This is a genomic window from Stenotrophomonas sp. CFBP 13725, from assembly GCF_014841935.1.
GTDB lineage: Bacteria > Pseudomonadota > Gammaproteobacteria > Xanthomonadales > Xanthomonadaceae > Stenotrophomonas.
Genome location: NZ_JACYUV010000001.1, coordinates 382,228 through 395,843, shown reverse-complemented (window position 1 = coordinate 395,843; position 13,616 = coordinate 382,228). Strand labels below are relative to the sequence as shown.

Here is a 13,616-nt window from a genome sequence, read left to right as displayed (position 1 = left end):
CCATTCAGGGCGGTGTGGCGTGCTCATGCGTCCCGCTTCGGCGCACATCACACAATGTCACAAAGACAACTCTTTGTTTTCACGGAGGGTTGATTGATAGGGGGTATAGATTCAACCCACGAGCTTCGCCAGCGTCCCCCACGCCCGCGCCGATTCCGATAACCACCACGCAGCTCCCCCGGGCTGCAGGGTGCACCCACCTGCACGCCCCATCGAGCACGCCCCATGAGCAGCATTCCCCCGTTCAAACGCCCGCAATCCCTCTCCAGCGCGCGCAAGGCGAGCCAGCGCTCGCGCCAGCGCGACCTGCGTGGACGCTTCACCCCGGCCATGACGGTCGTGGAATGCGGTGAGCCGGTCCTGTTCGTTGTCTCGGAGATGGCCGATTTCATCAAGGCCGGCGGATTGGGCGATGTCGCCGCCTCGCTGCCGCGCGCGTTGCGGGGTGCGTGTGATGTGCGCGTCCTGATTCCGGGCTACCCGGACGTGCTGGCGCGGCTGCCGACGATCGAGGTGGTCGGCAGTGTGGCACCGCGTGGCCATCTGCCGGCCAGTCGGATTGGTCGTGCCCTGCAGTCCGATGGGCTGCCGATCTACGTGCTGCTGAACGGGCCGCTGTTCGATCGCAAAGGCTCGCCTTACGTGGATGAAGCCGGCAAGGAGTGGAAAGACAATGCGATCCGCTTCGCGACCCTGTCGCACGCCGCCGCGGAGATCGCGGCCGGCCGCACCGGCATGGACTGGACGCCGGGCCTGCTGCATCTCAACGATTGGCCGACGGCGCTTGCAGCGGCGTATGTGCGCTGGGATGCCACGCCGGTGGCAACCCTGCTGACCATCCACAATCTCGCTTACCAGGGACTGTTCCCGTATGCGCTGGCCGAGGCCATCGGCGTGCCGGCGGAACATCTGGAAGAAATGCATTTCTTCGGCCACATGTCCTACCTGCAAGCGGGCATCGTCAATGCCACGCGCCTGAACACCGTCAGCCTGCGCTACGCCGAGCAGATCACCGCGCCGGCCGATGGCTGCGGGCTGGACGAACTTCTGGCACGCCGCGCGGCAGGCGGGCACCTCAGTGGCATCGTCAACGGCATCGACGCCAGCTGGGATCCGCGCTCGGATCGGCACCTGTCCGCGCATTTCAGCGTGCAGGCCTGCGACGGCCGGGCGGAGAACGCGGCCAGCGTGCGTCGGGCCTTCGGCCTGCGTGACAGTGACGGTCCGCTGTTCGCGGTGGTCAGTCGCCTCGTGCATCAGAAGGGCCTGGACATCACTTGCGACGTCGCACCGCAGATCGTCGCGGCCGGTGGCCAGTTGGTCGTCATCGGCGGCGGCGAGCCGCAGGTCGAGGACGAAGTGCGCGCGCTGGCCCAGCGTTTTCCCGGCCAGGTCGGCGCCTGGATCGGCTTCGATGAACAACTGGCGCGGCAGATGTTCGCGGGCGCGGACTTCCTGTTGATGCCTTCCCGCTTCGAGCCCTGCGGCCTCAGCCAGATGTACGCCCAGCGCTTCGGCTGCCTGCCGATCGCCCACGCTACCGGCGGCCTGGTGGATACCGTCGATGACGGGGTGACCGGCTTCCTGTTCCACGAGCCGACGGCCAACGTGATGCGCCGCTGCGTCGAGCGCGCACTGCGTACGTTCCGCATGCCCGCTTTGCTGCAGTCCATGCAGCGCGCCGCGATGCTGCGGCCCAGCGGCTGGGACATCGCCGGGCGCCAATACCTGGATCTGTACCGTCAGGCCCGGCAGGTGGCTGCATGATGGCGCTGGACGCGACTCTGCATCCTGCCAACCCGCAGCCCGATGAACCGAACGAGCCCGCGGCGCACCTGCCGGCCGAGCTGACCGCGCTGTTGCGGGGCGAGCCGGCGGACCCGTTTGCCTGGCTCGGCGTGCATGGTGACGGGCGCGGCGGCCATGTACTGCGCGTGCTGCTGCCGGGCGCACGCGCTGTGCATGCGCGCATCGCCGGCCAGGCGAACGAGGTCCGCCTGTCCGCGGTGCAGGGCGACGGCTTGTTCCAGGCAGAGGTGCCCAATGCGGGGTTGGCCCTGCTGCGCATCCAGTGGCCCGATGGCGAGCAGATCGTGCATGACCCGTATGGCTTCTGGCCGCTGCTCAGTGATGCCGCGCTGCGCGGCGTCGCGGCCGGTGACGGCGAGGCGATGCGCGCGCTCGGTGCGCTGCCGCAGCAGGTCGATGCCATCGATGGCGTGCGGTTCGCGGTGTGGGCCCCGAATGCGCGGCGTGTCGCCGTGGTCGGGGAATTCAACAGTTGGGACGGACGTCGCCATCCCATGCGCCTGCGCCATGAGGCCGGCGTCTGGGAGATCTTCATCCCGGGTGTGCAGGTCGGCGCGCGCTACAAATTCCGCATCACCGGCGCGGACGGCCATGTGCTGGCGGACAAGGCGGACCCGATGGCGCGCTGGGCCGAACTGCCACCCGCGACAGCCTCACGCGTCGCCCCGATGGAGCCGCACGGCTGGCACGACGATGCGTGGATGCAGCAGCGCAGCCGCAACGAACATCGCCCGTTGTCCATCTATGAAGTGCATGCAGCCTCCTGGCAGCACGACACCGACGGCGGTTCGTACGACTGGAATGCGCTGGGCGACCGCCTGATTCCGCACGTACACGATCTCGGCTTCACCCATATCGAGCTGTTGCCGGTCAGCGAGCATCCCTTCGGTGGCTCGTGGGGCTACCAGCCATTGGGCATCTATGCGCCGACCGCGCGCCATGGCAGCCCCGCCGACTTCGCCCGCTTCGTCGACCGCTGCCACCAGGCCGGGATCGGCGTGATCGTGGACTGGGTGAGTGCCCACTTCCCGACTGATGCGCACGGACTGGAACGCTTCGACGGTACGGCGCTGTACGAGCACGCCGACCCGCGCGAAGGCTTCCATCAGGACTGGCACACGCTGATCTACAACTACGGCCGCAATGAAGTGGCCGGCTACCTGCTGGGCAGTGCCCTGGAGTGGATCGAACGTTTCCACATCGATGGCCTGCGCGTGGATGCAGTGGCCTCGATGCTGTACCGCGATTACAGCCGCAACGAGGGCGAGTGGGTCGCCAACGAGTACGGCGGGCGCGAGAACCTGCAGGCGAAGGCCTTCCTGCAGCGGATGAATGCCACGCTGCTGGAGCGCCATCCGCAGGTGATGGTGATCGCCGAAGAATCCACTGCGTGGCCAGGCGTGACCGCGCCGGTAGCGCAGGACGGATTGGGCTTCAGCCACAAGTGGAACATGGGCTGGATGCACGATTCGCTGAACTACATGCAGCACGATCCGATCCACCGGTGCCATCACCACAGTGAAATGACCTTCGGCCTGGTCTATGCGTTTTCCGAGCGCTATGTGCTGCCGTTGTCGCATGATGAAGTGGTGCACGGCAAAGGCTCGTTGCTGCTGCGGATGCCAGGCGACGAATGGCAGCGCTTCGCCAACCTGCGTGCGTATTACGCGCTCATGTGGGCGCACCCCGGCAGCAAACTGCTGTTCATGGGGGGCGAGTTCGGCCAGAGCCACGAGTGGAACCACGACGCATCGCTGGACTGGGAACAGGCCGGCAGGCCGCTGAACCAAGGCGTCGCGCGCCTGGTCGGCGATCTCAACCGGGTGCTGCAGTCGCAGGCCGCGCTGCACCGCGACGAGCAGGACGAGCGCGGCTTCGCGTGGAGCGTGGGGGATGATCACCGCAACAGCGTGCTGGCCTTCATCCGTCATGATCCACACGGTCTGGCACCGCCCTTGCTGGTGGTCAGCAACATGACCCCGGTGCCGCGCCACGGGTATCGGGTCGGCGTGCCGCAGGGCGGTCGCTGGCGCGAGATCCTCAACAGCGACAGCATGTTCTACGGCGGCAGCAATCTCGGCAACAGCGGGGTGCTGCAGTCGCAGGCCCAGCCGATGCACGGCCAACCCCACTCGCTGCAGTTGACACTGCCGCCCCTGTCCACGCTGTATCTGCAGGTCGACGCATGAGCGTAGCGGTCGCGGGGCGCCTCGGCGCATGGCCGATCGGCGACGGGTGTTATCAGTTCCGCGTGTGGGCACCGGATGCACGCGAGGTCGCGCTGGTGCTGGACGGCGATCTGCTGCAGATGCACGGGGAGGGGGACGGGTGCTTCAGCGTGGACGCCGCCGGCAGCGCCGGTGCGCCGTACCGGTACCGGATCGATGGCGACGAGCAGGTGCCCGACCCAGCGTCGCGCTGGCAGCCGCACGGGGTAGAGGGCGCCAGTGCGCTGCTGCCCGTCGACGGGCATGCGTGGAAAAACGAGTGGACAGGTCGCGCGTGGCACGAGCTGGTGATCTACGAGGTGCATCTCGGCTGCAGTGGGGGCATCGAGGGACTGCGCGCCCAACTGCCTGCGCTGGCCGCGATGGGCATCACGGCGCTGGAGCTGATGCCCGTCGCGCAGTTCCCGGGACGCCGCAACTGGGGCTACGACGGGGTGTTCCCGTACGCTCCGGCCGAAGTGTACGGCCATCCCGATGCGCTCAAGGCGCTGGTCGATGAGGCGCACGCGCAGGGAATGGCCGTGCTGCTGGATGTGGTCTACAACCACTTCGGTCCGCAAGGCAATCTGCTGTCGCGCTACGCGTCCGCTTTTTTCCGCACCGATGCGCCCACGCCCTGGGGCGAAGCGATCGACTTCCGGCAACCGCAGGTGCGCCGTTTCTTCATCGACAATGCGCTGATGTGGCTGCAGGAGTATCGCTTCGATGGCCTGCGCCTGGATGCGGTGCACACCATCGTACCCAACGATTTCCTTGCCGATCTGCAGCACAGCGTGCGCACGCACTGCGGCGCGGACCGGCCGATCCACCTGGTGCTGGAGAACGAGCGCAACCAGGCGCACTGGCTGCGCGCGGGCTTCCAGGCGCAGTGGAATGACGATTATCACAACGCCCTGCATGTGATGGTGACCGGGGAACGCGAGGGGTATTACGCGGACTATGCGGATCGCGCGGCCGAGCTGCTGACACGCTCGCTCGCCGAAGGGTTTGGCTGGCAGGGTGAGCGCAATCACAAGGGCGAGATGCGTGGCGAGCCGAGTGCGGATGTGTCGGCCGATCATTTCGTGATCTTCGCGCAGAACCACGACCAGATCGGCAACCGTGCTTTCGGTGATCGCCTGTGCACGCAGGTGACGCCGGCGGTCGCCTCCGCTGTCCAGGCGCTGACCCTCCTGACCCCGATGGTGCCGCTGGTCTTCATGGGGGAGCCGTGGCACGCGCGGCAGCCGTTCCAGTTCTTCACCGACTTCGCGCCGCCGCTGGACGAGGCCGTGCGCGAGGGCAGGCGTCGCGAGTTCGCCGGATTCGCGGCATTTTCTTCGCAGTCCGAGCGGGACCGCATACCGGATCCCAACGCGATCGCCACGTTTGAACGCTCGCGGGTCGCGCTGCCGCCGGCGGACGATGCCCTGGCCGCTGCGCATATCGAAGATTTCGCGGCGCTGCTGGCCGTGCGCAGGCGCTACCTGCAACCCGCGCTGGCGCATGCGCGCTCGCTGGGCGCCAGGGTACTGGGCCCGCAGGCCGTCCAGGCCGGCTGGCAGCTGCCCGAAGGACAGTGGTGGGTCGCATTCAATGCCGGCCCAGCCGACGTTGCGCATAGCCTGCCCGACGGCCAGGTGGTGCGTGCGCAGGGTGATTCGCAGGCGGCGCACCTCGCGGCCGGCGGCGGCATCCGCGTGCACTGGGTGGCGTCATGAGCCGCCCGGCACCCGGCGACGCTGACCTCCAGCGCCGCGCGGTGGACGCTGGCCTGCATCCGCACTGGACCGACGTCAGTGGCATCGAACGGACCGTCTCGCCGGAGGTGCTGGGCGCTGTGCTGGCCACCTTGCGAGGGGGAGCCGAGCAGTGCGCAGCGGACGCACCGCTGCTGACCACCGTATGCGGTCAGCCGCTCATCATTCCGGGTGCAGGCGACGCTGCGGCCCTCTGGCGCGCCGAGAGCGGTGAAGAGCAGCCGGCGCTGCGTGACAGCAGGGGCCGCTGGGGTGCGCCGCTGCAGCCCGGCTACTACGCGTGGCTGCAGGGCGGACGGCAGCAACGCGTTGCCGTATCGCCGGCACAGGCGTGGTTCCCGCACGCCGGTGCGTCCGTGCGACCGTGGGGCGCTGCGCTGCAGGTGCAGGGTCTGCGTGGCCAGGACGATGGCGGGATAGGCGACAGCACCGGTGCGCTTGCGTGGGGCAGGGCGCTGCGCCTGCACGGCGCTACGTCCATGGCACTGTCGCCGATCCACGCCAGCATGCCGATCACCGATGCCTACAGCCCATATTCGCCCAGTGACCGCCGCTGGCTCGAGCCCGTGCACGCCTCACCGGTCCAGGTGCTTGCCGAGGCCGCCGCCGCAGTCCGGCATGCCGACCCCGTTCTCGATCAGACGCTGGCACGACATGAAGCGGCGACGCTGATCGACTGGCCAGCCGCCGCTGCAGCCAAATGGCAGTGGATCGGCCGGTTGCCTGCGTGGCTGCAGACGCAGCAGCCCGCGCAATGGCAGTCCATCGCAGCCGGAATGCAGGCGCTCGGTGACGATCTGCTGCACTGGAGCCAGCAGACGGCAGCGTTGTCGCGCACGCCGGCTTCGCTGCTCGCTTTCGGGCAATGGCTGGCGCAGGCAAGCTGGCGCCAGGCGCAGCAGCAGGTACGCAGCGAGGGCATGCAGATCGGCCTGATCGCAGACCTCGCCGTGGGATTCGACCCGTCCGGCATCGAGGCACTGGCCAATGCCGATGCGGTGCTGCGGGGCCTGGAACTGGGTGCACCACCTGACGCCTTCAATCCGCACGGACAGGCGTGGGGCATCACCGGCTATTCGCCGCTGGCCCTGCGCGCGCAGGGCTACGCGCCGTTCATCAGCCTGCTGCGCGCCGTCATGGCGGAGCGGGGCGGGGTCCGCATCGACCACATCCTGGGACTGCGACGCTTGTGGGTCGTGCCGCGGGGGGCGGGCGCCGGCCAAGGCGTCTACCTCGATCAGCCGTTCGACGACCTGCTCAACCTGCTGGTGCTTGAATCCTGGCGTCACCGTTGCCTGGTGATCGGCGAAGACCTGGGCGTGGTGCCGCCTGGCATCCGCGACGCACTCGCATCGCGGGGCGTGCTGGGTCTGGACGTGCTGGCCTTCAGCCGTGACGAGAAGGGCGTGTGGCCGCCAGCGCGCTGGCGCGAAACGGCCGTGGCGATGACCTCGACCCATGATCTGCCACCGCTCTCCGGCTGGTTGCGCGGTACCGACCTGGCGTGGCGACAGCGGCTTGGCTGGAACGACGAATCCGCCACCCGCACGGCACGGCAGCAACGCCAACGCGACGTGCAGCAGCTGGCCGAGCGGGTCGCTGACGAAGGTCTGGACAGCGGCGACCTGCAACGCGACGCCCTTGCGCTGACGGCGCGCTCGCCGGCGCGCCTCGCCCTGTTGCCGCTGGAAGATGCGCTGGGGCTGGAAGAACAACCGAACCTGCCGGGCACCACCAGCGAACACCCGAACTGGCGCCGACGGGTTCCCTTGCACCTTGATGAAAGCGCGGTCAGCGCGCGCCTCGCCGCCTTTGCGGGCCAGCGGGGTAAAGAGAGCACCCCATGAACACCTTACGCGCTACGGTCCGCCTGCAACTGCATGCGGGTTTCGACTTCGACGCGGCAGCGGCACAGGTCGACTATTACGCCCGTCTTGGCATCAGTCATCTGTATCTTTCGCCGGTGGCGCAGGCTGCCGCCGGCTCGACCCACGGCTATGACAACACGGACCCCACCCGCATCAGCGCCGAGCTGGGCGGGGAAGCGGGGTTCGCCCGTTTGTCCCAGGCCGCGCAGGCGCACGGCATGGGCATCGTGCTCGACATCGTGCCCAACCACATGGCGGCCAGCCCGGCGAATCCGTGGTGGCACGAGGTGCTTCGGCACGGTCGTCGCAGCGCGTACGCCGACTGGTTCGACATCGAGTGGGACGCGCCCGGCTGCGAAGGCAAGGTGTGGTTGCCGGTGCTGGACCGTCCGCTGGAGGCCGCTCTGGCAGAAGGTGCGGTGACCCTGGAGGTGGGCAGCGAAGGCCCCGAACTGCGGCACCATGACCTGCGGTTGCCGCTGTCGCCGCTCAGCCATCCCGCACCGGCGGACAGCTGGGAGACGTGGACCGAACGCTGCAGGCGATCGCCGGCGCGGCTGCATGACCTGCTGCAGCGACAGGCGTATCGGCTGGCGTGGTGGCGCACGGGCGCGGACGTGGTGAACTATCGCCGCTTCTTTGATATCAGCGGGCTGGTAGCGCTGCGCGTGGAGCGCGATGAGGTCTTCGATGCAGTGCATGCCTTGCCGCTCCGGCTGGTGCGCGAGGGCCGCGTGCAGGGCCTGCGCATCGACCATGTCGATGGCTTGGCCGACCCCGCCGGCTACCTGCGCCGGCTGCGCTTCGCACTGGACGCTGCAGGCGCGGCCGCAGGCCAGGCGCCGGGCACCTTGACCCTGCACGTGGAAAAGATCCTCGCCGATGGTGAGGCCCTGCCGGAAGACTGGTGCTGTGACGGCAGCACCGGTTATGACTTCATGGACCAGGTGGGTGCGGTGCTGCATGCCGAGGGCAGTGAACCCGCCCTGCAGGCGCTGTGGCAGTCCGCCAGCCAGGATGCGCGCCACTTCGATGCGGTGCAGCGGCAGGCACGCCAGCAGGTCCTGGACGGCTCGTTGCGGCCTGACCTGGATCGGTTCCTGCGCCAACTACAGGCCCTGACAGGGGACGATGCAGCCACTGCCGACCTCACCCCCGGCATGTTCGCCCGGGCAACATCCGCGCTGCTCGTGCACTTCCCGGTTTACCGCACACACGGCTTGCGCTCGCAGGCCGACCACGGGTGGATGCAACGCGCCCGCGAGGCAGCAGCGGGCAGCCTGGATGAAGCCGAGCGCAGTGCGCTGCACCGCATCGTCAGCCTGCTCGCGGCGGACACGCCGGAGAGTGCCGCCCTGCGGACCCGCTTCGAACAGGTGGCCGCACCGCTCAACGCAAAGGCCGTGGAGGACACGGCCTTCTATCGACATGCGCGCATGCTGTCACGCAATGAGGTGGGCAGCGATCCCGCGCGCATCGCGCTGCCGCCCGCCGCCTTCGTAGCCCTGGCGCAGGAACGCGGCACGCACTGGCCGCAGGCCCTGCTGGCCGTCGCCACGCACGATCACAAACGGGGCCCGGATGCGCGCTGTCGGCTGGCCGCGCTCAGCTGGAATGTGGCGGTGTGGCAGGAACAGGTGGCGCACTGGAACACGCTCGCCGAACAGGCGGGACACCCGTGTCCCTTGCCAGGCGCCGAGACGCTGATGCTGTGGCAGACGCTGCTGGGCAGCTGGCCGCTGCGGGCCGAGGCCGTACAGTCCGCTTACTTCGAGCGGGTCGGTGACTGGCTGCGCAAGGCGTTACGGGAGGGCAAACGGGTCAGTCGTTGGTCTGCGCCGGACGAAGTGGCCGAACAGGCCGCGCTGCAGTGGATCGAGTGGCTGGGCAGCCACCCCGCGGCGGGCGAACTGCGTTCGGCGATGGACGCCTTCGTGCGCAGTATCGCGCCGATGGGCGCGCGGCTGGGTCTGGCGCAGCTCGCCCTGCAGCTGGGCTGCCCCGGCGTGCCCGATCTGTATCAGGGCAACGAAGGATGGGATTTCAGCCTGGTCGATCCAGACAACCGACGCGCCGTGGACCACGAGCAGCGCAGGGAGTGGCTGACCGACACGACACCGTGGGCCGCTGGCCTGCAGGAATGGACTGACGGGGCGCCCAAGGCGCTGATGCTGGCGGCGATGCTGCAGCATCGCGCGCGCCATCCCGACCTTTACCGCCATGCACCGCTTCGCCAGCTGGCAGTGAAGGGCGATGACGCGGTCATGGCGCTGCTCCGGGAGCACGACGGCGAGGCCGTGCTGCTGCTGGTGGACCGATGCGGTGCGCTGGAGCGCGCGGAGGGAATGGACGGCCTGCGCTGCGCCCGACCGTCCCACGCGGTACTGCAGGACATGGACGACCGGTTGCGCGCACGGCCGTGGCGCAATCTGCTGGATGGGCGACGCCTGGCGTCGACGGACATTGACCGACCGGGTGCACTGCTGGATGGCGGCCCGGTCGCGGTATGGGTAACTGAAACGGGAGAAGAACGTGGACGATAAGGAACGGGACGAACGCACGGCGGCGCTGGCCCACCAGATATGGGAAGCCGAAGGGCGTCCTGATGGGCAGCAGCTGCGCCACTGGCACATGGCCCAGCGCCTGGTCCAGGCCGACATGACCGTCATGAAGGGTGTCCGCGACAGCGAGCCCGATCCGGCTGCGTCGCCCGCCGATGTCACGGCGGAGGCGGGAGATGGCCACGCGTAAGTGGACGCAGACATCGCGTGTACGCGAAGGCCGACCCTACCCGCTGGGCGCGACGTGGGACGGACTCGGTGTCAATTTCGCCCTGTATTCGCGGCATGCCACCCGGGTCGAGCTGTGCCTGTTCGATGCGCGCGGCCGCGAGCGCGAACGCATCGCGCTGCCCGAGTACACCGACGAGATCTGGCACGGCTACCTGCCCGATGCGCGGCCGGGGCAACGCTACGGGTACCGGGTGCACGGCCCGTATGCGCCGGAAGCGGGGCACCGCTTCAACCCCAACAAATTGCTGCTGGACCCCTATGCCAAGCAGATCGTCGGCGAGCTGAAGTGGGCACCCCATCTGTTCGGCTACACGATCGGCCACCGCGACCGTGACCTCAGCTTCGACCGGCGCGACAGCGCCGCCTACATGCCGCGCTGCGCGGTGGTCGACCCGGCCTTCAGCTGGGGCAATGAACGCGCGCCTGCCACCGCGTGGGACCACACGGTGATCTACGAGGCCCACGTGCGCGGGCTGACCATGCGTCATCCTGCGATCCCCGTTGAAGACCGCGGCACGTTCTCCGCCCTGCGCCACGACGCGATGGTCGATCACCTGAAACACCTGGGTGTCACTGCCATCGAGCTGCTGCCGGTCCATGCCTTCATCGATGACCAGCATCTGCTTGAGCAGGGGCTGCGCAATTACTGGGGCTACAACTCCATCGGCTTCTTTGCCCCACACCCGCGCTATCTGTCGCTGGGTACGGTGGCCGAGTTCAAGCAGATGGTCGCCCGCATGCACCACGCCGGGCTGGAAGTCATCCTGGACGTGGTCTACAACCACACCGCCGAAGGCAACGAGCTCGGGCCCACGCTGTCGTTCAAGGGCATCGACAACGCCAGCTACTACCGGCTGGCCGACGACCGACGGTTCTACATCAACGATACCGGTACCGGCAACACGTTCGATCTGACCAATGCCGGCGCCTTGCGGATGGTGATGGATTCCCTGCGCTACTGGGTCACCGAAATGCGGGTGGACGGATTCCGCTTCGACCTGGCGACCATCCTCGGCCGGGAAAAGCACGGCTTCGATCCGTCATGCAGCTTCCTCGACGCCGTGCGACAGGACCCGCTGCTCAGCCAGGTCAAACTGATCGCCGAACCCTGGGACATCGGCCCGGGGGGTTACCAGCTGGGGGCGTTCGCGCCCGGCTGGGCAGAGTGGAACGACCGCTTCCGTGATACGGCGCGTGCCCTGTGGCGTGGCGACGGCGGACAGCTGCCCGGCTTCGCCGCGCGCTTCACCGGCTCGGCCGATCTGTTCGACCACCACGGCCGACGACCGTCGGCCAGCATCAACTTCATCACCGCGCATGACGGGTTCACGCTGCATGACCTGGTCAGCTATGCGCACAAGCACAACGATGCCAACGGTGAGCAGGGCCGTGATGGCCACGGCCACAACCTGTCCAGCAACCACGGCGTGGAAGGCGAAACCGACGACCCGGTGATCCGCAGCGTGCGTGCACGGCAGATGCGCAACCTGCTGGCCACCCTGCTGCTTTCGCAGGGCACGCCGATGCTGTTGGCAGGCGATGAGTTCGGTCACTCGCAACGCGGCAACAACAATGTCTATTGCCAGGACAACGAACTGGCGTGGATAGACTGGGAACGCGCAGGCCAGCCACCGGCACAGGCACAGGCAGCGTTCGTGCGTCGCCTGCTTGCCCTGCGTCGTCGCTATGGCCTGCTGCGCAGGAATCGCTTCCTGCGCGAAGGCGACCTTGCGGGTGATATCCACTGGCTGCGCCCCGACGGCGCGCCCATGCAGCCGGCTGACTGGCACGACAGCGAGGGCAGGGGGCTGGTGATCGTGCTCGACGGGCGCAGCGTGGACAACGCTGCGAGCGATACCGGTCGCCATCTCAGCCTGGCCCTGCTGATCAATGCAGAGGCCGAGCCGCAGCCGTTCCGCGCAACCCTGCACGACGCCGAATTCCGCAAGGTGCTGCTGCAGACGCCGGAGGTGGCGCTGCAGCCGGACGAATCCGGTGTGTGGTTGATGCCCGCATACAGCCTCTGCCTGCTCGCAGCCAGCAGCAGCTGAACCAGCGACATCGGCACGCCGGCCGATCACTGCGCTTGCCCGCGGGTCGTGATCGGCTCGGCGGCCGCTCAGCGATGGCGGAGCGGGCGGCGCAGGTGGGCGAGGTGGGCGACCAGTTCAGCGTGCACAGCACCATAGCGGTCGTCGGTGAGGGCCGCAGCCAGCGGCGAGGTCGCCAGCTGGCGGGCTTCGTCGGCACGTGCTGCGTCCAGTGCGCTGCTGCGTGAAGCGAGGTCGGCCAGCACGATGACCTGGTCAGGCTGCACCTCCAGGTAGCCGCCGGTCACATGGATGTCCACGGGCGTTTCGCCTTGCTCGGGAAACAGGCGGACCAGACCTTCGCGCAACGGCACCAGCAGGGGCAGGTGGCCTGCCATGATCCCCAACCGCCCCTCTGCACCGGGGACGCTGGCTTCGCGCACCCGCCCTTCCCAGCATGCGCCCGTCAGGCTGATGACCTGCAAGGGGAAGCTTGTCGTTGACTGGGCGACGGCGGCGGGCACGAGCGGAGCGGCGGCAGTCATGGATATCGCCTTTCGACAGAGGTGACGTACAGCGTCCTCGTTTCGAGCCCACGGCGCTGTGATCTGACGCAAATCGCGCAATCACCGCTGCCGAACCCATCCCTCACGTTGCGTTGCCCTGCATCTGCAGCATCATCCACCCCATACCCATGGCAGCACCGCGCAGCGCATTCAACGAGCGCGCGCACAAGCAGGAGGAACGCGTGACGGGAACGATGAAGGACACAGGCGGGCTGGACGGCAAGCGGGTGCTGGTTGCCGAGGACGAGTACAACATCGCCATGTTCCTCGTGGAATACCTGCAGATGCAGGGTGTGGAAGTAGTAGGCCCGGCTGGAAACCTGAAAAAACTGGGCGAGCTGGTGGACGAGCAGGAGATCGACGGTGCCCTGCTGGACATCAACCTGGGCGGTGAGTTGGTGTACCCGCTCGCGGACCGGCTTGCTGAACGCAATATTCCTTTCGTGCTCACGTCCGGCTACGACGACAACGTGCCGGAGCGCTTCTCCGACACCCCGCGCTGCGGCAAGCCCTACCGGCTGGAAGCGCTGACGCGCATCCTGCAGACCGCGATGGGTCCGCCGACTGCGATCCCGGGTGGGTGA

At 68.0% G+C, this 13,616-nt stretch carries 9 protein-coding genes; 8 read left to right on the top strand and 1 reads right to left on the bottom strand.

Annotation, left to right across the window (positions count from 1 at the left end; genetic code table 11):
- Positions 1–225 precede the first annotated feature (225 nt).
- Genes glgA through glgX form a run of 7 tightly spaced genes read left to right on the top strand, consistent with a single transcriptional unit; the run spans position 226 to position 12,487 of the window.
- A complete protein-coding gene (gene glgA, locus IFT65_RS01665) occupies positions 226–1,767 on the top strand; it encodes a glycogen synthase GlgA (protein ID WP_274602774.1) in 1,542 nt (513 codons plus the stop codon).
- On the top strand, positions 1,764–3,998 hold the full coding sequence (glgB, locus tag IFT65_RS01660; RefSeq protein ID WP_192079632.1) for a 1,4-alpha-glucan branching protein GlgB: 2,235 nt from the start codon (positions 1,764–1,766) through the stop codon (positions 3,996–3,998). The genes glgA and glgB overlap by 4 nt, the downstream gene beginning before the upstream one ends.
- Complete coding sequence (treZ, locus tag IFT65_RS01655; protein WP_192079630.1) at positions 3,995–5,737, top strand: malto-oligosyltrehalose trehalohydrolase; 1,743 nt, start codon at positions 3,995–3,997, stop codon at positions 5,735–5,737. Before glgB ends, treZ begins: the two co-directional genes overlap by 4 nt.
- A complete protein-coding gene (gene malQ, locus IFT65_RS01650; RefSeq protein WP_192079628.1) occupies positions 5,734–7,623 on the top strand; it encodes a 4-alpha-glucanotransferase in 1,890 nt (629 codons plus the stop codon). The genes treZ and malQ overlap by 4 nt, the downstream gene beginning before the upstream one ends.
- A complete protein-coding gene (treY, locus tag IFT65_RS01645) occupies positions 7,620–10,187 on the top strand; it encodes a malto-oligosyltrehalose synthase (RefSeq protein ID WP_192079626.1) in 2,568 nt (855 codons plus the stop codon). The genes malQ and treY overlap by 4 nt, the downstream gene beginning before the upstream one ends.
- Entirely contained in the window at positions 10,177–10,395 is a 219-nt protein-coding gene (locus IFT65_RS01640; protein ID WP_192079624.1) for a DUF2934 domain-containing protein, read from the top strand. The genes treY and IFT65_RS01640 overlap by 11 nt, the downstream gene beginning before the upstream one ends.
- Entirely contained in the window at positions 10,361–12,487 is a 2,127-nt protein-coding gene (glgX, locus tag IFT65_RS01635) for a glycogen debranching protein GlgX (protein ID WP_342365827.1), read from the top strand. Before IFT65_RS01640 ends, glgX begins: the two co-directional genes overlap by 35 nt.
- A 68-nt stretch (positions 12,488–12,555) precedes the next feature.
- Here glgX and atpC read toward each other — a convergent pair whose 3' ends face one another.
- Positions 12,556–13,011 carry an ATP synthase F1 subunit epsilon gene (gene atpC / locus IFT65_RS01630; RefSeq protein WP_192079620.1) on the bottom strand — a complete coding sequence of 152 codons (456 nt, stop codon included), beginning with the start codon at positions 13,009–13,011 and terminating at the stop codon, positions 12,556–12,558.
- A 149-nt stretch (positions 13,012–13,160) separates the two neighbouring features.
- On the opposite strand from atpC, the gene IFT65_RS01625 reads away from it, so the two are divergent.
- Positions 13,161–13,616, top strand: coding sequence for a response regulator (locus IFT65_RS01625; protein WP_249404986.1), 456 nt, complete (start codon positions 13,161–13,163; stop codon positions 13,614–13,616).

Bases quoted from the DNA above. Each gene is read 5' to 3' on its own strand.
- glgA (WP_274602774.1), top strand. From the start codon at position 226: ATGAGCAGCATTCCCCCGTTCAAACGCCCGCAATCCCTCTCCAGCGCG.
- glgB (WP_192079632.1), top strand. From the start codon at position 1,764: ATGATGGCGCTGGACGCGACTCTGCATCCTGCCAACCCGCAGCCCGAT.
- treZ (WP_192079630.1), top strand. From the start codon at position 3,995: ATGAGCGTAGCGGTCGCGGGGCGCCTCGGCGCATGGCCGATCGGCGAC.
- malQ (WP_192079628.1), top strand. From the start codon at position 5,734: ATGAGCCGCCCGGCACCCGGCGACGCTGACCTCCAGCGCCGCGCGGTG.
- treY (WP_192079626.1), top strand. From the start codon at position 7,620: ATGAACACCTTACGCGCTACGGTCCGCCTGCAACTGCATGCGGGTTTC.
- glgX (WP_342365827.1), top strand. From the start codon at position 10,361: ATGTCACGGCGGAGGCGGGAGATGGCCACGCGTAAGTGGACGCAGACA.
- atpC (WP_192079620.1), bottom strand. From the start codon at position 13,011: ATGACTGCCGCCGCTCCGCTCGTGCCCGCCGCCGTCGCCCAGTCAACG.
- IFT65_RS01625 (WP_249404986.1), top strand. From the start codon at position 13,161: ATGGCAGCACCGCGCAGCGCATTCAACGAGCGCGCGCACAAGCAGGAG.